General features: G+C 37.5%; 19 protein-coding genes. 15 read left to right on the forward strand and 4 right to left on the reverse strand.

Annotated features, from left to right (window positions below; translation table 11 throughout):
• The first annotated feature begins 4 nt into the window (after nt 1–4).
• The 4 genes from udk (at nt 5) to ASU02_RS14615 (ending at nt 4,221) form a co-directional block, all read left to right on the forward strand.
• Entirely contained in the window at nt 5–640 is a 636-nt protein-coding gene (udk, locus tag ASU02_RS14600; RefSeq protein ID WP_057764853.1) for a uridine kinase, read from the forward strand.
• A gap of 156 nt (nt 641–796) precedes the next feature.
• Nucleotides 797–1,273, forward strand: a complete 477-nt coding sequence (gene greA / locus ASU02_RS14605; protein ID WP_057764855.1) for a transcription elongation factor GreA — start codon at nt 797–799, stop codon at nt 1,271–1,273.
• Nucleotides 1,274–1,566: 293 nt separating this feature from the next.
• Entirely contained in the window at nt 1,567–3,324 is a 1,758-nt protein-coding gene (locus ASU02_RS14610; RefSeq protein ID WP_057764857.1) for a peptidoglycan D,D-transpeptidase FtsI family protein, read from the forward strand.
• Between the two features lie 192 nt (nt 3,325–3,516).
• A complete protein-coding gene (locus ASU02_RS14615) occupies nt 3,517–4,221 on the forward strand; it encodes a YrrS family protein (protein WP_057764860.1) in 705 nt (234 codons plus the stop codon).
• Nucleotides 4,222–4,249: 28 nt separating this feature from the next.
• Here the strand turns inward: ASU02_RS14615 and ASU02_RS14620 are convergent, their stop codons facing one another.
• Nucleotides 4,250–4,456, reverse strand: coding sequence for a YrzA family protein (locus ASU02_RS14620; protein ID WP_057764861.1), 207 nt, complete (start codon nt 4,454–4,456; stop codon nt 4,250–4,252).
• 151 nt (nt 4,457–4,607) lie between these two features.
• On the opposite strand from ASU02_RS14620, the gene ASU02_RS14625 reads away from it, so the two are divergent.
• The 7 genes from ASU02_RS14625 to ASU02_RS25920 all read left to right on the forward strand — a co-directional run bounded on the left by ASU02_RS14625 (nt 4,608) and on the right by ASU02_RS25920 (nt 10,599).
• Nucleotides 4,608–5,474 (forward strand): ABC transporter permease subunit, encoded by an 867-nt coding sequence (locus tag ASU02_RS14625; protein ID WP_057764863.1) that lies wholly within the window; start codon nt 4,608–4,610, stop codon nt 5,472–5,474.
• Nucleotides 5,471–6,394, forward strand: a complete 924-nt coding sequence (locus ASU02_RS14630; protein WP_057764865.1) for an ABC transporter permease — start codon at nt 5,471–5,473, stop codon at nt 6,392–6,394. The genes ASU02_RS14625 and ASU02_RS14630 overlap by 4 nt, the downstream gene beginning before the upstream one ends.
• 177 nt (nt 6,395–6,571) lie before the next feature.
• Nucleotides 6,572–7,210 carry a class I SAM-dependent DNA methyltransferase gene (locus tag ASU02_RS14635; RefSeq protein WP_057764867.1) on the forward strand — a complete coding sequence of 213 codons (639 nt, stop codon included), beginning with the start codon at nt 6,572–6,574 and terminating at the stop codon, nt 7,208–7,210.
• A 16-nt stretch (nt 7,211–7,226) separates the two neighbouring features.
• On the forward strand, nt 7,227–7,925 hold the full coding sequence (gene mtnN / locus ASU02_RS14640) for a 5'-methylthioadenosine/S-adenosylhomocysteine nucleosidase (RefSeq protein WP_057764869.1): 699 nt from the start codon (nt 7,227–7,229) through the stop codon (nt 7,923–7,925).
• A gap of 23 nt (nt 7,926–7,948) precedes the next feature.
• Nucleotides 7,949–8,872: a PLP-dependent cysteine synthase family protein gene (locus ASU02_RS14645; protein WP_057764871.1), complete on the forward strand. Its 924-nt coding sequence runs from the start codon at nt 7,949–7,951 to the stop codon at nt 8,870–8,872.
• Nucleotides 8,873–10,009 carry a bifunctional cystathionine gamma-lyase/homocysteine desulfhydrase gene (locus ASU02_RS14650; protein WP_057764873.1) on the forward strand — a complete coding sequence of 379 codons (1,137 nt, stop codon included), beginning with the start codon at nt 8,873–8,875 and terminating at the stop codon, nt 10,007–10,009. It begins immediately after the preceding gene.
• A gap of 449 nt (nt 10,010–10,458) precedes the next feature.
• Complete coding sequence (locus tag ASU02_RS25920) at nt 10,459–10,599, forward strand: YrzI family small protein (protein WP_082631811.1); 141 nt, start codon at nt 10,459–10,461, stop codon at nt 10,597–10,599.
• 583 nt (nt 10,600–11,182) lie between these two features.
• On the opposite strand, the gene ASU02_RS26425 is transcribed toward ASU02_RS25920, so the two are convergent.
• A complete protein-coding gene (locus ASU02_RS26425; protein ID WP_157684514.1) occupies nt 11,183–11,344 on the reverse strand; it encodes a hypothetical protein in 162 nt (53 codons plus the stop codon).
• Nucleotides 11,345–11,705: 361 nt separating this feature from the next.
• Here ASU02_RS26425 and sigK point away from each other — a divergent pair, with 361 nt between their 5' ends.
• Together sigK and ASU02_RS14660 are read left to right on the forward strand one after the other, a co-directional pair.
• The gene (sigK, locus tag ASU02_RS14655) at nt 11,706–12,422 is read left to right on the forward strand and encodes an RNA polymerase sporulation sigma factor SigK (RefSeq protein WP_057764875.1); all 717 of its coding nucleotides are present in this window, start codon (nt 11,706–11,708) and stop codon (nt 12,420–12,422) included.
• An 83-nt stretch (nt 12,423–12,505) separates the two neighbouring features.
• Nucleotides 12,506–12,835, forward strand: a complete 330-nt coding sequence (locus tag ASU02_RS14660) for an antibiotic biosynthesis monooxygenase family protein (RefSeq protein WP_057764877.1) — start codon at nt 12,506–12,508, stop codon at nt 12,833–12,835.
• Nucleotides 12,836–12,875: 40 nt separating this feature from the next.
• On the opposite strand, the gene ASU02_RS14665 is transcribed toward ASU02_RS14660, so the two are convergent.
• Entirely contained in the window at nt 12,876–13,847 is a 972-nt protein-coding gene (locus tag ASU02_RS14665; protein ID WP_232426262.1) for a F510_1955 family glycosylhydrolase, read from the reverse strand.
• A gap of 170 nt (nt 13,848–14,017) precedes the next feature.
• On the opposite strand from ASU02_RS14665, the gene ASU02_RS26700 reads away from it, so the two are divergent.
• Together ASU02_RS26700 and ASU02_RS14670 are read left to right on the forward strand one after the other, a co-directional pair.
• Entirely contained in the window at nt 14,018–14,173 is a 156-nt protein-coding gene (locus tag ASU02_RS26700; protein ID WP_198317448.1) for a hypothetical protein, read from the forward strand.
• A gap of 234 nt (nt 14,174–14,407) precedes the next feature.
• The gene (locus ASU02_RS14670) at nt 14,408–16,207 is read left to right on the forward strand and encodes a M3 family oligoendopeptidase (RefSeq protein WP_057764880.1); all 1,800 of its coding nucleotides are present in this window, start codon (nt 14,408–14,410) and stop codon (nt 16,205–16,207) included.
• A gap of 164 nt (nt 16,208–16,371) precedes the next feature.
• Here the strand turns inward: ASU02_RS14670 and pssA are convergent, their stop codons facing one another.
• A complete protein-coding gene (gene pssA, locus ASU02_RS14675) occupies nt 16,372–16,911 on the reverse strand; it encodes a CDP-diacylglycerol--serine O-phosphatidyltransferase (RefSeq protein ID WP_057764882.1) in 540 nt (179 codons plus the stop codon).
• Nucleotides 16,912–17,036: the final 125 nt, after the last annotated feature.

Consider the following 17,036-nt stretch of genomic DNA (forward strand, 5'->3'; position numbering starts at 1 on the left):
CCCTATGGAACGCAAACCTGTTGTCATCGGTGTGACCGGCGGCTCTGGTTCAGGAAAGACGAGTGTGACGAAATCAATTTATGAATTTTTTAAAGGACACTCGATTTTGATGCTAGAGCAGGATTATTATTATAAGGACCAAACACATTTGCCTTTTGAAGAACGATTGAAAACAAATTATGATCATCCCCTTGCGTTTGATAATGATTTATTAATTGAACATATTCAAAAGCTGTTAAGATACGAAGGAATTAACAAGCCTGTCTATGATTATGCGATGCATACGAGATCAAATGAAGTGATAACTGTTGAACCGAAAGATGTAATTATTCTAGAAGGAATTCTAGTCTTAGAGGATGAGCGTCTGCGTAATCTGATGGATATCAAACTTTTTGTTGATACAGATGCTGATCTTCGCATTATTCGCCGTTTGTCTAGAGATATTACTGAACGCGGCAGAACAATGGATTCTGTTATTGATCAGTACGTGAATGTCGTTCGCCCCATGCATAATCAATTCATTGAACCGACAAAGCGGTATGCGGATATCATTATCCCTGAAGGCGGACATAATCATGTGGCAATCGACTTGATGGTCACAAAAATTCAAACAATTCTTGAACAAAAGTCTTTTTTATGACACAATAGCATAGAAAATATATAATAAGTCCTGTAGTAGACTATTCAATGCGCGTCCTTTAGAAAAGGACGCGCTCCTATGCATTTTTCTTCTTACATAAAAAATGAAAGAACACAATCACGATGTGAATTGTGAAAATTTGAAGGAGTGAAGGTTTTGGCAATGGAAAAAGTTTTCCCTATGACACAAGCTGGAAAAGAGAAGCTTGAACAGGAATTAGAATATTTAAAATCAGTTAAGCGTAAAGAAGTAGTAGAACGAATTAAAATTGCCCGTAGCTTCGGTGACTTATCAGAAAACTCTGAGTACGATTCAGCAAAAGAAGAGCAGGCATTCGTGGAAGGTCGTATTACAACCATTGAGAATATGATCCGTAATGCAAAAATCATTTCAGAAGACGAAATGAGTGGAGATACAGTCGCATTAGGACGCTCTGTTACATTTATTGAGCTTCCAGATGGAGAAGAAGAAACTTATACGATTGTTGGAAGTGCTGAAGCAGATCCATTTGATGGCAAGATTTCTAATGACTCTCCAATTGCGAAAAGTTTAATCGGTCATAAAGTAGGCGAAGAAGTAAAGGTGCAAACACCTGGTGGAGAAATGGACGTACGAATCATTACGATTAAATAAGAAAATAGGTAAATGAGGGAGAAGGGGCAACCTTCTCCTTTTTTCATATAATATGCCTGAAAAAAAGAGCAAAACCGTTACGAAATAGCTAGATGCCTGTAATCGGCAAAATGCGGAAAAAATCACTAATGGGTAAAAACGGCATATTCGGTAATGTAAATAATTTTACGAACCCTCAAATGGGGGAACTAGCCAAAATCAGTCACATAAAAATACTTCCGTCTCTCAATATTCAGCTTTTAAATAGTTTGAAAAGTTGAAACCTCGTCAAAACTTTTGACGAGGTGTTTTTTATGTGGAAAAAACGAGCAATAATATGGTTATGTTTATGTTTAGCGGGATTAATGGTTTTGCTTGCCAGGCTGACACAGCTTCAAATAGTGGCAACAGAGCATTTTACAAAAAGGGAGATCAATCTATTGGAGGCTAGCGTCAGTCAGCGTTCACAGGAGATGATCCTTGACACAGGCAGAGGAAATTTTCTTTACAAAGACGGGACACCTATTACTCACCAAAGCAAACCAGTACTTATTCTCTTTCCGTTTTTGAAAAAAATGGACTGGGACAGTAAACGTATATCTGAAATCATTGGTGTATCTGAATATGCACTTAAATATGCAGTGGAAAAGGCGAAAAAACCATTTGCTTATGGCGAGCCAATCGAATTAACTGAACCCCAAATGGAAAAAATCAATGGGCTGCAAATTCCTGGGGTGTTTGCAGTTGAAAAAAAGTATCATTTAGTCCAGAACCCTGCAGAGCATTTAATTGGCATTACAGGAGAAAACGAAACATTGCTCCGCAATCGTTATCCTGACAAGGAGCTTTCTTCCCAAACGATGGTTGGACTAACTGGAATGGAGAAAAGCTTTGATGAATTTCTATTGCCTGATGGAAAGTCAAAGCTCGTCTATCATGTTGATGCGACGGGAGGTCCATTATTCGGGATAAATGTAAAATATGTGGAACCAGCAAATCCCTTTTATCCAGTTAATATTAAAACGACATTGGACCCTAATTTACAGACTGTGGTTGAGCAATTGGTTGACCAGCATGGAATTGAACGGGGCGGAGCGGTACTTATTGATATAGAAACGAACTCTGTACTAGCAATGGTATCCCGTCCTGCCATCAACAAAGATGATCCTTTTAATAAAGAAAACGGCGGGACGGAAAACCTCATGTTAAAGGAGCAGATTATCGGATCTGTTTTTAAAACGGTAGTAACAGCCGCGGCAATAGATTATGAACTTACAAATCCATCCCGCCAATTTGATTGCAGCAAGACAATTACAGGAGAGCCAGATCCATTATTTCAATATGGAATGCTTGATTTTTTAACAAGCTTTGCTAGAAGCTGCAATAATACGTTTGCTACGATAGCGAAAGAATTAAAGGAAATAGACCCAAATATTCTCGGGAATTATGCTGAAAAGCTATCATTAACAGGCTCTGTTGGCTGGATAGGGGATATTTACCACTTTGAGGATTTCAAACAGCTGCAAGAAGATAAGGGAAGAATCTTCTTATCAGAGGATGCGAAAAAAGATAATAATTTTGTTGCGCTTACAGGTATTGGCCAGCATGAGGTTCGTGCAACTCCGTTAGCTGTTGCTAATATGATGGCAACGATTGCAAGAGGAGGTACAAAAGAAATGGTTCGAGTGGCTTCTAAAGTTGAATATAAAAATAGTACGTCATTGCTTGATTTTAAAGAACAGGAAATTGAAGGTGATACTCTTTCTCCTTATACGGCAATGAAGCTGCAGAAACTACTTCGTGAAGTGGTAGTTAATAAGAATGGAACAGGAAGAAGCCTGCAAGACCTTCCATATGAAGTAGCTGGAAAGTCTGGTACAGGAGAAACGGGGAGAACGCTTGGGGATAAGCCTCTTTATAATAAATGGTTTGCAGGTTATTTCCCGTTTGATAAACCCAAATATGCACTTGTTACTGTAAGGCTGGGGGCAACCGGGAATACAAGCAGTGCCAGTCCGTTATTCGCAGATATTGTAAAAGAAATCTATAACCATGATCACAGTCAAAATTAAAGCATTAGTCTCTTTTCTATTCGTTAGAATCATGTTAAAGTGAAACTTTCCTTGCTAATTTTCCGTCTGGTATGGAGAGGGTTAATCCTGGGTAGGCAGAGATATTTTTCAATGTTACATAACTCATGATAAAATATTGAAGAATATCTTATAACAATAGAATGAAGAAGTATGGGAAGGAGAATCTTTCTTATGAACCGTAATTTCGATTCATCAAGTCGGGAATCACGTTCCGAATTGAGGGGAAAACGCAGAAAAACCAATTTAATCTTAAATATGCTCATTGGGCTTGTTATACTGCTAATTATTTTTGTTTCTGTAAAAATATTCTTCGGAGGCAATGATGAAAATGCAGCAGAAAAAGAACAGCAAATAGAGTCAAAACAAGACGAGAAAAATAGGGATACAGAAGAAAATAAGAAATCAGCTATGGATGAAAAGAAAGATGAAAAGGAAACCGATTCTGAAACAGAAAGCACAGATGAAAGCAAAGAAACTGCTGCAAATACAGAAGATGATGAAGAGATAGATCTAGTTCCAGCTAATGAAGAAGAAGCGGTTGTCACCGAAGGCGGAAGTACTGGAAATGTGAAAAAGACAATTGAAAATCCGAGCTGGAACCCAATTGGTACAACACAAACTGGGGAACATTATGCTGTTTACGATAAAGAATCTGTAGACTGGGCAGAAATGCTTCAGGCAATGTCATATGCAACAGGTGTTGATCAAAGCAATATGAGTGTCTGGTTCCTTGGAAACAATGGATTTAATAAATCAGTTGGAACGATTACGACAAAGGACCAAAAGCAAATATATCGCGTCTATATTGACTGGGTCGATGGTCAAGGCTGGAAACCAACGAAAGTAGAAGAATTAAAAGAAGTAGAAAAGAAGTAAGAATCTAAAAAGATGAGGCATGCTCGCCTCATCTTTTTGCTTTAAAATGCACAACTGCCGAATAATACCTTCTCCCATTCTCATCTAAGCTCATCTGATGTGAAACATGATGGACAGAAAGTAAAATTGCTCTATTATTGTCAATTTGAATTTGAATATTTTTCTCTAATGTTTTTAAATCATAGGCTTCAAAAAATTCGATCTTGTCCTCAATTAAGTCAAGCTGAAAGTTCATATCTCAATGTGCCTCCTATATATATTCCTCTTGATATTTTAATACAATTTACATATAAACCTCTATAGTATTCCCTTTAGTATTAAAATAGTTTTTTAAATGGTAGAAGATTCTGATAAAATAAATGTAAATTAATGTTCTTGGAGGAAAAATGATAGCTTTATATCGACACGTATTGAGTCTTTTTTTATTGTTAATCCTTGCTGCCCTTCCTTTAGGGTTATTCAATAAGGATGAAAAGGTATCATTCGATATAGATGGAATGGCTGCAGTTATTAAAGAATTCTTGATGGGGCTTTTTTCTGGAGATGCTTGGTATTATTCTCAGGGAGGCCGAACTCGTTTGATTCTTAATGACTTAGTTTCCTTTTTTTTAGCTTCCTACTTATATTTAATAGTCTCGGCAATCATTGTTATTGCAATTTCAATCTTTTTAGGAATTTTCCTTTGGAAGAAATCAAATCGATGGATAAATGCAAGCTTAGGTTTTTTAGGAATGGTTCCAGATTTTCTTTTAGTACTTATGCTGCAAATAGCGGTGGTCTATGTAAACAAAAATCTCGGAGTTAAGACTTTTAAAGTAGCTTCTTCCTCCATTGATGATCCGGCCATTTTTTTGCCGATCCTTACATTAATCATTATCCCAGCCATCTATTTAGTAAGGAGTTTATCTGAAGCAACTTCGGAAATAACCGCTGAGGACTATATTCTTTTGGCAAAATCAAAGGGGCTCAGCAAAAAATATATATACTTCTTCCATGTCACAACAAATGTTCTTCCTTTTTTAAAGGCTGATATACATAAAGTATTGAGCATTATGATTGGCAATCTCTTCATTGTTGAGTATTTATATAATACTCGTGGACTGACATCATTGATATTCGTTCATTCTATTAAGTTTGGGTATCAATACAATCTAGTGATCATCTGCCTACTATCCTTATTTATCCTATACTTGTTCTGTTATCATTCACTAAGATTATTATTGGCTGCAGCAGAAAGGCGGCTAGCCAAATGAGACGAAAGCCTAATATTTTACTGGTTATAGGAATTGTACTCTTGTCTTTCTTTGTCATAATTTCATTAATTGGTCCATATATAGCACCTTATGATCTGGAGTATTCCAAAAAAATAGAGTATATAACGACTGATGATGGAAAACAGCAGCTTAAAGGTTCTCCTTTCCCTCCATCCAAAGAGCATGTATTTGGTACTGACAAATGGGGATATGATATTCTCACTCTATTGCTTTATGGGGCAAAATACACTGTCTTTACAGTACTGATTGTTGCTGTAATGAGACTGTCAATTGGCACAGCTTTTGGAGTCTTAAATGGGGTAATGTCTCCAGACAATAAGAAAAAGAATAAGCACATATCATTATTTAGCGGCATCCCCATTTTTATCATTATTTATTTTATTTTGGCTGGAATAAATATCGAGCCGACTCTTCCGCCTATATATTTAGCAGTCATTCAAGGCTTATTAATGACGATATTAGGTATACCTGGGGTTTACAACGTTATTTTTAATTTAACAATTGAAATAAAGAAAAATGCTTATGTAGAAGCAGCAAAAACACTTGGAGGAAGCAACCGCCATATTTCCAGAAAGCACATTTTTCCAGCTTTGAAAGGCAATTTGCTTGCTCTATTTGTAAATGAATGCATACAAGTATTACATATTATCGGACAGCTAGGAATCTTTAATCTTTTTCTTGGAGGAACAGAAAAACAGTATTTTCCAACAATCTATCTTTCAATAACAAACGAATGGTCAGGGCTAATTGGTCAGTCCAGATCCTTTTTATACCACTCCCAATGGATCATCCTTTATCCATTAATGGCTTATATGCTCTTGCTATTTTCATTTTATCTTCTTTCAGCTGGCTTAAATGCCTCATTGAAAAATAAGGCGAGAAGGTCAAGTCACCTATAGTTTTTAAGTTTTAAACACCCAGATTCTAAAAAATGGGTGTTTTTTTATAGAAAACTGACTAGCTTTCATTCATTCTTGAATGTTTTGCGCACTTATGCTAAATTAAGAACATGTTTTTATTTAATCCATACTATACTCATAGGAATTGTGTGTGTATAATATAGAGGAGTGAGTGAGATGGGGATGGAGTTTATCGAGCTGTTTGAGCAGTGGGCTGACACCTACGATGAAAGTGTGACTGGAAACGATATAGAATATAAAGAAGTGTTTAAACATTATGATCAATTATTGCAGAAAGTTGCTGATCGCTCATTTGGACACGTCCTTGAATTTGGACCTGGTACGGGAAATTTAACAATAAAGATGATTGAAAAAGGGTTGAAGGTAACGGGAGTGGAGCCATCTCCATCGATGAGAAAAATTGCTAATCAAAAACTGGCAAATAAGGCAGTGATTGTAGATGGCGATTTTCTAAGTTTTCCTCTTGATCAGCCAATCGATACATTTGTAAGTTCTTATGCATTTCACCATTTAACCGATGAAGAAAAAGAAACAGCTATTGCCAAGTATGGAAACCTGCTTGCCTCTGGTGGTAAAATAGTCTTTGCGGATACAATGTATGAGTCTGCTAAAAGCTATAAGAGAGCAATTGAAAAAGCAATGGAAAACGGCTTTCATAATCTAGCAGAGGATTTGCAGCGTGAATACTATACAACAATCCCATTTTTAAAAGGGGTGTTAGAACGGAATGGTTTTACGCAAAAGTTCGAGCAATGCAATGAATTTGTGTGGATTATGGAAGGAGTGAAAAATTAAGAAAGAGGTTTTGATAATGAAAATAGCAATCATCGGAGCAATGGAAGAAGAAGTAACACTATTAAGAGAAAAAATTGAAGATAAAACACAAGAAGTGATCGCGGGCTGCGAGTATACAAGCGGAAAAATGAATGGAGTAGACGTTGTGCTTTTGCGCTCAGGAATTGGAAAAGTAAATGCAGCATTATCAACTGCTATTCTTCTAGAGAGATACAAACCAGATTACGTCATTAACACAGGGTCTGCTGGAGGATTTAATCCACAGTTAAATGTAGGGGATGTAGTTATTTCTACTGAAGTAAGACATCATGATGTTGATGTAACAGTATTTGGCTATGAATATGGTCAGGTTCCGCAGCTGCCGCCAGCTTTTGAAGCGAACAGCCGGTTAATCCAGGTTGCGGAGGAATGTGCGAAAGAAATTAAAGATATTCAAGTTGTACGCGGATTAATTGCAACTGGGGATTCATTTATGAATGATCCTGTTAGAGTAGAGTTTATTCGCGACAAATTTACTGACCTTCAAGCTGTTGAAATGGAAGCTGCGGCAATTGCACAAGTGTCCTATCAGTTTGGAACGCCATTTGTCGTTATCCGCTCTCTTTCAGATATTGCAGGAAAAGAATCAAATGTCTCATTTGATCAATTCCTTGAAAAGGCTGCATTACATTCAGCTGATTTGGTTATGAAGATCGTAGCAGCGATGAAACAATAACTCCGTACGAAGGAGGGATTTTTTTGAACATCGTTAAAAATGTTCATGAATTAATTGGGAATACACCCATTCTGGAGTTAAATCAATTTGCTCTTCCAGCAGGAGTCCGCTTATTTGCTAAGCTTGAGTTTTTAAACCCTGGAGGAAGTGTGAAAGACCGTCTTGGGCAGGAGCTCTTAAGGGAAGCCATTGAAAGCGGAAAGCTAAGGGAAGGCGGAACTGTCATTGAACCAACGGCAGGGAATACAGGAATTGGCTTAGCACTTGCTGCTTTGAATAAAGGAATTAACGTAATTGTATGTATGCCGGAAAAGTTTAGTATGGAAAAACAAGTCATTATGAAGGCACTTGGAGCAGAAATTGTCCATACTCCAACAAGTGAAGGAATGGCAGGTGCAATTGCGAGGGCAAAGCAGCTGCATGATGATATTCCGAATTCATTTTGTCCACAGCAATTTGCGAATCCTGCAAATCCGCATACGTACTATAAAACGCTAGGACCGGAAATTTGGGAACAGATGGATGGCCAAATCGATATTTTTGTTGCAGGAGCGGGATCTGGCGGTACCTTTATGGGGACTTCCCGCTTTTTAAAAGAAAAGAACCATAAGATAAAAACTGTGATTGTGGAACCGGAAGGATCGATTTTAAACGGTGGTGAATCTGGTCCTCATAAAACCGAAGGGATTGGAATGGAGTTCTTGCCTGAATTTATTGATCCTTCTTTTTTCGATGCGATCCATACGGTCCTTGACGAGAATGCTTTTCGCTTCGTTCGGGAATTGGCTTTAAAGGAAGGATTATTAGTTGGAAGTTCCTCAGGTGCAGCCCTTTATGCTGCATTAGAAGAAGCCAAGAAAGCCAAGGGAGGAACAAATATTGTGACGATTTTTCCTGATGGCAGTGACCGATATATTAGCAAAAAAATTTATGAAGGCGGTATTTAAATGAGAAGAAAAACGAAACTCATTCATGGCGGAATTTCTGGAGATCCCAATACTGGTGCAGTATCTGTGCCGATTTACCAAGTGAGCACTTACAAACAAGAAAGTGTTGGGAAGCATAAAGGATTTGAATACTCACGGACGGGCAACCCGACACGGCATGCCCTTGAGGAATTAATAAAAGATTTAGAAGGCGGAAATGCAGGATTTGCATTTGGTTCAGGCATGGCAGCAATTACTGCTGTTATGATGCTATTTAATAGCGGCGATCATGTTATCATGACTGATGATGTATACGGCGGGTCATATCGAGTGATGACAAAAGTATTGAATCGTTTTGGCATTGAATCAACTTTTGTTGATACGAGTAAGCTTGAAAATATTAAAGCTGAAATCAAACCAAATACGAAAGCTCTTTACTTAGAATCTCCGACTAACCCGCTTTTAAAAATTACAGACATTGCAGAGGCGGCAAAAGTAGCAAAGGAACATCAATTGCTGACAATTGTTGATAATACATTCTCCACACCATACTGGCAAACACCGATTGAATTTGGAGCGGATATTGTCCTTCATAGTGCAACGAAATACATTGGCGGACATAGTGATGTTGTTGCCGGATTAGTCGTTGTAAATAGTGATGAACTGGCTGCAGATATGCATTTTGTGCAAAACTCAACAGGCGGTGTGCTTGGACCTCAGGATTCATGGCTTCTGATGAGAGGAATAAAAACACTGGGTATTCGTATGGAAGAAACAGAGAGCAATACGCGAGCAATTGTTGAGTTTCTACAGAGCCATCCATCTGTAACGAAGGTTTATTATCCAGGTCTTGAAACTCATCCAAATCATGACATTGCTAAGCAGCAAGCGAGAGGCTTTGGAGGGATGATTTCCTTTGATGTAGGCAGTGAAGAAAACGCAGATATTCTTCTGAAAAAAATAAAATATTTTACATTAGCGGAAAGCCTTGGAGCTGTCGAAAGCTTAATTTCTGTTCCTGCAAGAATGACACATGCTTCCATTCCGCAAGAGCGTCGTGCGGAGCTTGGAATCACGGATGGATTGGTACGTATTTCCGTGGGACTGGAAGATGTGGAAGATTTAATCGAAGACTTACAACAAGCGTTGGAAAATTAATAATCTATAGAAAACGCCCAATTGCGGGCGTTTTTTGTCGAGTAATATAATTGGAAAAATTTAAAATTTAGGCGAAAAAAAGGTTTACAAATAGATCGTATGTGGCTATAATTACCAATGTAAGTGAAAAATTTTCTAAAAAGGAGGTCGAATGAAATGATGATGAACTTGATTGCTACTAGAAAATTACATGCAGCTTTATATTTAACGAATTCGACCTACAGGGAATGGATCGCTTAATTTATTTTACTTAGCTTATCCATGCCGCAGGGAGAATCGTGTTCCTGCGCATTTTTATGCCTAAAATTAAGTCGCCGCAGGAGCTATGTCTCTTTGCGGTTTTTTTGTCCCTAACTAAGAAATATAGAAGGCTTGCCTTGTGTTTATCGTGCTCAAGACGCTTGTACATTTATCATTAAAGGGACTATTTAAAGGAGGTGAAACCCATCATGACATTAAATATATTGTTTTTTACAATTACGATTAAGAAACGCAATGTTTCAATTGAAGAAGTAATTCATAATCAAATGGTTAAAAAAATTCAAGAAGATAACCGTGATCGCCAATTCTCAATGTATCGTCACTTTTAATTTATCTGAAAATAACAGTGAAAGGTGGTAGTTTAAGATGAATCTTTTTATGCAATGCCGTCAAGCAATCTTATGGGTGGAGAAGGATTCCACCTAGCTTAAGTTAGAGGAGGAGATCTGATGTCGTTACATGTATTGCTGCTGACCCTTGAATTCCGAAAAAAGAAGAGAAAAGCATAGATTCAATTATAGTTCCTTCCTTAACAGAATGTTCATATTTGTTTTAAATATACTCGATGTGTTTATGGTAAATTTAAAATAGATAAGGGAGTTTAAAGGGAGGCTATATCATGTTTACAATTGTGATGGGGCTAGTACTTTGCACAACTATAGGATTAATTATTTACTCAGATGTGAGTGTTGTTGAATAAACAAGAAAAAGGGATTAGCCAAATGGTTAATCCCTTTTTTTATAAGATATAAACGAATAGTGTTTTCCGAGAAAATGCCCAAAAGTCCAGACAGAAATAAACTTGTATTTGCGAAATCTGTCCTAAGCAGGCTCAGGTTCGGACAATTTTGTCCTCTCCAAACTAATGAAGTCCAAAGCAGCATTCAGTTAAAACTAGATTAAATGAAAGGACTAATCCCTTTTCTTTGGACTCATCCACAAAAATGCAATAACAATGATTGTAGCGATTAATAAGAGAATGGTTTTTAATGAAAAACCTTTAAATATAATTTCTGCTAAGCTTGCTAATAAAACAATAAAAAAAACTAGTGCTAAAACTACACGATTAATCAAGTTTTTCCCACCTTAAAGTATACTCAATTTATTATAGATTAATGGGTAATACTCATTTTTTAAGCAGTTTAGTGAACAAAAAATTCTACACATAATGCCTGAAGCTGGACAGAATTTTCTATTCAGACAAAGGTCACAGGAATCTGGAACGTGATTTGTGCAACTGACAATCCAGGGAAGTAAGGTCTCCCAACTGATAGAAGTTTCACTTTATTGTAGCGAAAGGAAGTAAACATTGTCCATAAAAAAAGTGTTTGGAAATAATTCCCCTATAAAATATATAGGTGGACAGACAAAAACAACTCCTTTGCTACATAGGAATTATGTATAGGCAAATGGCCGAAAAAGCGGGGGTGGAAAAATGTCTGGGATTTTAACTGCACTTGGTTATTTAGTTAAGGAAATTGTCTTTCTTGTTTCTTATGTAAAGAACAATGCATTTCCTCAACCGTTATCTGCTGCTGATGAAAAAAAGTATTTGCAGCTAATGGCTGCTGGTGATTCACATGCACGCAATATGTTGATTGAACACAATTTGCGATTAGTCGCTCATATTGTCAAAAAATTTGAAAATACGGGTGAGGATGCGGAAGATCTCATCTCCATCGGTACGATAGGACTAATTAAGGCAATTGAAAGCTATTCAGAAGGTAAGGGAACGAAGCTTGCTACGTATGCGGCTCGTTGCATTGAAAACGAGATTCTTATGCATTTGAGAGCGTTGAAAAAGACAAAGAAAGACGTCTCCCTTCATGATCCGATTGGTCAAGATAAAGAGGGGAATGAAATTTCACTTATTGATGTCCTCAAATCAGATTCTGAAGACGTCATAAATACAATCCAATTAAATATGGAGCTAGAAAAAGTAAAGGAATACATCACTGTGCTAGATGACAGGGAAAAGGAAGTTATCGTTGGGCGCTTTGGTCTTGACTTAAAAAAGGAAAAAACACAAAGAGAAATCGCAAAAGAGCTGGGCATATCCAGAAGCTATGTATCGCGGATCGAAAAGCGGGCATTAATGAAGATGTTTCACGAGTTTTACCGGGCGGAGAAGGAAAAGAGGAAGAATAGTTAGTATGGTTAAAAATAGTTAAGAGTTGACACTGAAAATCATTATCAATTACTATAGAGTTATTACTAGTGATTGGAGATGATTTCATGTTTGTTCAGATGAAAAAAATTGTTGTAACTGAAGGAAATGCTGAACAAGTTGTTAACCGCTTCGGTGGTCAAGGGATAATTGAGAAACAAGAAGGCTTTATTGATTCGACTGTAATGGTGAAGAAAAGCCGCCGTGGGGATGAAGAGGTACTTGTGATGATCCGCTGGGAGTCTGAGGAGTTTTGGAAGAAGTGGGAGAAGAGTGAGGAGCATATTGCTGGGCACAAGGCTAATTTAGGCAAGCCAAAGCCAGAATATATCGTTAGTTCTGAAGGCGGGCTATATGAAGTAAAAGCGGTAAAGAATGCAGTTCAGCAGCAAATATAAAAAAAATCTCAGGCTAAAGTTACTTGCCTGAGATTTTTTTCTATTCTATTTTCCCATTCTTTAATACTAAATTCCAATTCTTTCCGCCATCATTTGATTCATACACATCGTTTAAGTAGGTCGCAAAGGAAATTGTATCGTTATTCTTTTGATCCACAGCAATAAATGTAACTGGGTTATCATAATTTAAGAAAGGAATTTCCAGCTGAACGGCTTGATTCGTATTTATATCTATACGATAAAAAAGCACTTTGTTGTCTTCTACTGCTGAATAGTAGAGGTTTTCTACCGAAAACGCTAATGCTGTCGTCATAACTGGGGGCGTTACCTTTTTCATATTTTCCCCTTTATCCTCGGACAAATATATGCCGCTTCTAGTAGACATCGCCATCTTGCTGCTATTCGCAGGATGTGCTGCAATCATACCTAACGTATCGGCATCAAACCCTTTTAAGGCAACAGGGTTCCACGATTTTCCTTCATCTTCTGAAAGATAGACCCCTGGCCCTAGCACTGAATTTTCCTTTTGATTGATTATATAAATCACATTTGTCCCATAGCCCTTTGATAAAAATTGAAAATTGCTTTCACCGTAAAAAGCGAGTTTTTCAAGTGTAGCCCCTTTGTCCGTACTTTTTACTAACCCAAGCGGTGATTTTAAATTAGAGCCTTCTTCTGCACTGCCGCTTGCATAAAATCCATCCACACTTGCCTGATACCCCATGTATTCATGTTTTTGGGAGGATCCTTCAAGCCAGCCTTCATCAGTATAAATCTTTATTCCTTGATGTGAAGCTATGTATAGACCCTCATCATTTCCTGGATACCCTAACCCATTAATGCGTTCAAGGCGTTGAGGAGATGCCTTTTTGATTTCGAATTTGCTCACTTGAACAGGCTCATTCTTTTTTGTGGTCTGTTCCTTTTCTGTTTGCTCTCCGTTCGAACAGCCCGCCATGAATAGGGAGAATCCAATCATACATGGCAGAAATAATTTTATTAATCCATTCATTCTTTTCACTCCAACTGCTGATTAGTCATATTGTCTTCCCCAATAGTAACGGAAAACAGGAGACAGAAGCAAAGGATTCATCCTAAAAATGGATGGAAAATACACATAAGCCTATACAAGTTCCTAATGACACACATAATTTATTAATACAAGAAGGGAGGCAGAAGTTTATGCCATATGGATGTCCATACACATTCAGTTGTCCGCCGCCCCCATGCCCTGCTCCCTATTATGGTGGAGGCGGTTTTTGGTTAGCTCTCGCAGTTGTGCTCTTAATTTTATTGCTTGTCTTTGGCGGCTGGTTTTATTTCGGCGGGAATTGCTAGTGGAAGCTTATGCATATATTGCATAAGCTTTTTGTTTATTCAAAAATATCAAAGCGGTACCATCTTCAAATTATAGAACGGTCTAGCGCCTATTGGACTTCCTTTACTCTTCTTATGGGAAGTTATGCACGAATGGGTTCTTGCTATAATGTTTATTGATAGAAATTTCCGAAAAGTTACCTTATAATATAGATGTAATTAGTCTGAGAGGTAATAACAGAAGGAGGAAGATGTATGACAGCAACTACATATTCACCAGTATGGGATTTGGATGTCTTTTTTAAAGGCGGAAGTTCATCCGAAGCATTTCTCACACATTTAATAGAAACAAAAGAAAAAATAAATGATTTTGAAACAATCGTACATAATTGGGAACAAACAAATTCCATTTCTGATCAGAAAGATATCGTAAACTTAATGGAAAAATTTCAATCTGTTACAAAAAAGCTGCGTGAAGCAGGGGCATTTGTCAGCTGTTTACAAGCGCAGAATACGGAGGACAAAAAAGCTGCTGAACATCGTGCTGCCATTACACAATTAAGTGCAGCTTTCTTGTCCGTTCTCACGCTTTTTGATGAAAAGCTGACAAGCTATGATTCTGAAGTATGGGCTGAATTAATCCAAACATCGGGTCTAAAAGAATTGGCATTTGTTCTTACTGAACGACGAAAAACAGCTTCTGAAAAACTATCAAAAGAGGAAGAAAACTTAATCAATGCACTTGGGGTTGACGGATACCATAGCTGGAGCCAGCTTTATGATTTGGTTGTTGGGAATATAAAAATCCCATTTACAGAGAATGGAAAGGAAAAGAGCTTATCAGTCGGTCAAGCGGCTAATAAATTTTCAAACCCTGACAGAAGTGTTCGAAAAGAAATGTTTGCTAAATGGGAAGATGCATGGAAGGGTCAATCAGACTACTTATCGAAAACATTAAATCACTTAGCTGGCTTTAGACTAAATGTCTATAAACAGCGTGGCTGGGAGGATGTTTTAAAGGAACCGCTAGCAATTAATCGGATGACAAAAGAAACGCTTTCTACAATGTGGGATGTCATTTCGAAAAACAAGCAGCCGCTCGTAAAGTTTTTAAATAGAAAAGCAGAGCTTCTTGGACTTGAAAAGCTAAGCTGGTATGATTTAGATGCATCCATTGATCAAACAGAATCAAAGGTATCCTATCAAGAAGGTGCAGAATTTATTATAGAGCAGTTTTCACACTTTGGTGATGAAATGACGTCATTTGCTAAAATGGCTTTTGAGGAAAAATGGATTGAAGCAGAAGATCGGCCTGGGAAATCCCCCGGAGGATTTCATACGTATTTCCCTGAAAGCAGCCAATCGAGGATCTTTATGACCTATTCTGGAACACCCTCAAACATTTCAACATTAGCTCATGAGCTTGGGCATGGTTTCCACACGTATGCAATGAGGGATCTTCACCTTTTAAATCGTAATTATGCGATGAATGTGGCAGAGACTGCATCAACTTTAGCAGAAATGATTGTATCTGATGCGTCTGTGAAAAATGCAAAAACAGAGCAGGAGAAAATAACGCTTCTGGAAGATAAGGTACAGCGTTCTGTTGCTCTATTAATGAACATTCACGCTCGATTCTTATTTGAGACCCGTTTCTATGAGGAGAGGAAAAACGGGACTGTTAGTACAGAAAAACTGAATCTATTGATGGAGGAAGCGCAGAAAGAAGCGTACGGAAATGCACTTGATGAATATCATCCACTATTCTGGGGCTCTAAAATGCATTTCTATATTACAGGCGTTCCATTTTATAATTTCCCATATACATTCGGTTACCTATTCTCGCTCGGTATTTATGCAAAAGCATTGGAAGAAGGAAAAGGCTACGAAGAAAAGTATATCGCTTTACTGAAGGACACAGCTTCAATGACGGTCGAGGACCTCGCGATGAAGCATTTAAATGTCGATTTAACAAAACCAGATTTCTGGGAAAAAGCAGTCCAATTATGTATGGATGATGTTGAGGAGTTTTTAAAGCTGACAGAGGAAAAATAAATAAAAAATAAATGGAAAGCCGCATCCCTTTTTTAAACAATTGGGTGCGGCTTTTAACATTTTATCGCAGATTAACGGGCTGTAAGACCCCACTTCAAGAAGTAGAGGGAACAAAAAGTTATAACTGGTGGGGGAGAAAAACCCCTACTGATTAAAATTTCACTTTATACCTTCCTTAGTTTAAACGGACTAACCATTAAAAAGGAAAGAATAATCATCATAAATAAAAAGAATTGGGCCGGAAAGTAGGGAATGGCAAGATAACTTAGGGTAGCAAGACACCCTGCGGCAGTTATAGGAAGACCCGTAAAATATCCATTGTTCTCACTAATATTAAAGCGGGCAAGCCGGAAAGCGCCGCATCCAATATAAAAAATCGTGAAAAAAGCGCCAGGATCACCAAATTCAAATAAAATTCCTTGATATATTAATAGTGCAGGGGCAACACCAAATGATATAATATCACTCATGGAATCTAATTGCTTTCCCAAATCTGATTCAATATTAAGCCTGCGTGCAACCATGCCATCAAAACGGTCGGCTAATGCCGCAACAAAAATTAGCAGCAAGCTTAATTCAAGATTACCTTTTAAGGTAAAAATAATCGCAAAGCCGCCTAATGATAAATTTGCTAAAGTTAATACATTTGCTGTCTGAGCTTTTAACTTCTTAATCGTTTGATCAAGTACATCTGATAAAAACATTCACGGAACACCTCGTTTGTTTGAAAGAAACACATACTATAAATAAGTTCATAAAATGGTATTTATTTGCTGATATAATTAATAGTATTTAATTTTATAGCTTTTATGACTATACGTAAAGAGTA

The sequence above is a fragment of the Cytobacillus praedii genome (assembly GCF_001439605.1).
Taxonomy (GTDB): Bacteria; Bacillota; Bacilli; order Bacillales; family Cytobacillaceae; genus Cytobacillus; species Cytobacillus praedii.

Bases quoted from the DNA above. Each gene is read 5' to 3' on its own strand.
- udk (WP_057764853.1), top strand. From the start codon at position 5: ATGGAACGCAAACCTGTTGTCATCGGTGTGACCGGCGGCTCTGGTTCA.
- ASU02_RS14610 (WP_057764857.1), top strand. From the start codon at position 1,567: ATGTGGAAAAAACGAGCAATAATATGGTTATGTTTATGTTTAGCGGGA.
- ASU02_RS14615 (WP_057764860.1), top strand. From the start codon at position 3,517: ATGAACCGTAATTTCGATTCATCAAGTCGGGAATCACGTTCCGAATTG.
- ASU02_RS14620 (WP_057764861.1), bottom strand. From the start codon at position 4,456: ATGAACTTTCAGCTTGACTTAATTGAGGACAAGATCGAATTTTTTGAA.
- ASU02_RS14625 (WP_057764863.1), top strand. From the start codon at position 4,608: ATGATAGCTTTATATCGACACGTATTGAGTCTTTTTTTATTGTTAATC.
- ASU02_RS14630 (WP_057764865.1), top strand. From the start codon at position 5,471: ATGAGACGAAAGCCTAATATTTTACTGGTTATAGGAATTGTACTCTTG.
- ASU02_RS14635 (WP_057764867.1), top strand. From the start codon at position 6,572: ATGGGGATGGAGTTTATCGAGCTGTTTGAGCAGTGGGCTGACACCTAC.
- mtnN (WP_057764869.1), top strand. From the start codon at position 7,227: ATGAAAATAGCAATCATCGGAGCAATGGAAGAAGAAGTAACACTATTA.
- ASU02_RS14650 (WP_057764873.1), top strand. From the start codon at position 8,873: ATGAGAAGAAAAACGAAACTCATTCATGGCGGAATTTCTGGAGATCCC.
- ASU02_RS25920 (WP_082631811.1), top strand. From the start codon at position 10,459: ATGACATTAAATATATTGTTTTTTACAATTACGATTAAGAAACGCAAT.
- sigK (WP_057764875.1), top strand. From the start codon at position 11,706: ATGTCTGGGATTTTAACTGCACTTGGTTATTTAGTTAAGGAAATTGTC.
- ASU02_RS14660 (WP_057764877.1), top strand. From the start codon at position 12,506: ATGTTTGTTCAGATGAAAAAAATTGTTGTAACTGAAGGAAATGCTGAA.
- ASU02_RS14665 (WP_232426262.1), bottom strand. From the start codon at position 13,847: ATGAATGGATTAATAAAATTATTTCTGCCATGTATGATTGGATTCTCC.
- ASU02_RS26700 (WP_198317448.1), top strand. From the start codon at position 14,018: ATGCCATATGGATGTCCATACACATTCAGTTGTCCGCCGCCCCCATGC.
- ASU02_RS14670 (WP_057764880.1), top strand. From the start codon at position 14,408: ATGACAGCAACTACATATTCACCAGTATGGGATTTGGATGTCTTTTTT.
- pssA (WP_057764882.1), bottom strand. From the start codon at position 16,911: ATGTTTTTATCAGATGTACTTGATCAAACGATTAAGAAGTTAAAAGCT.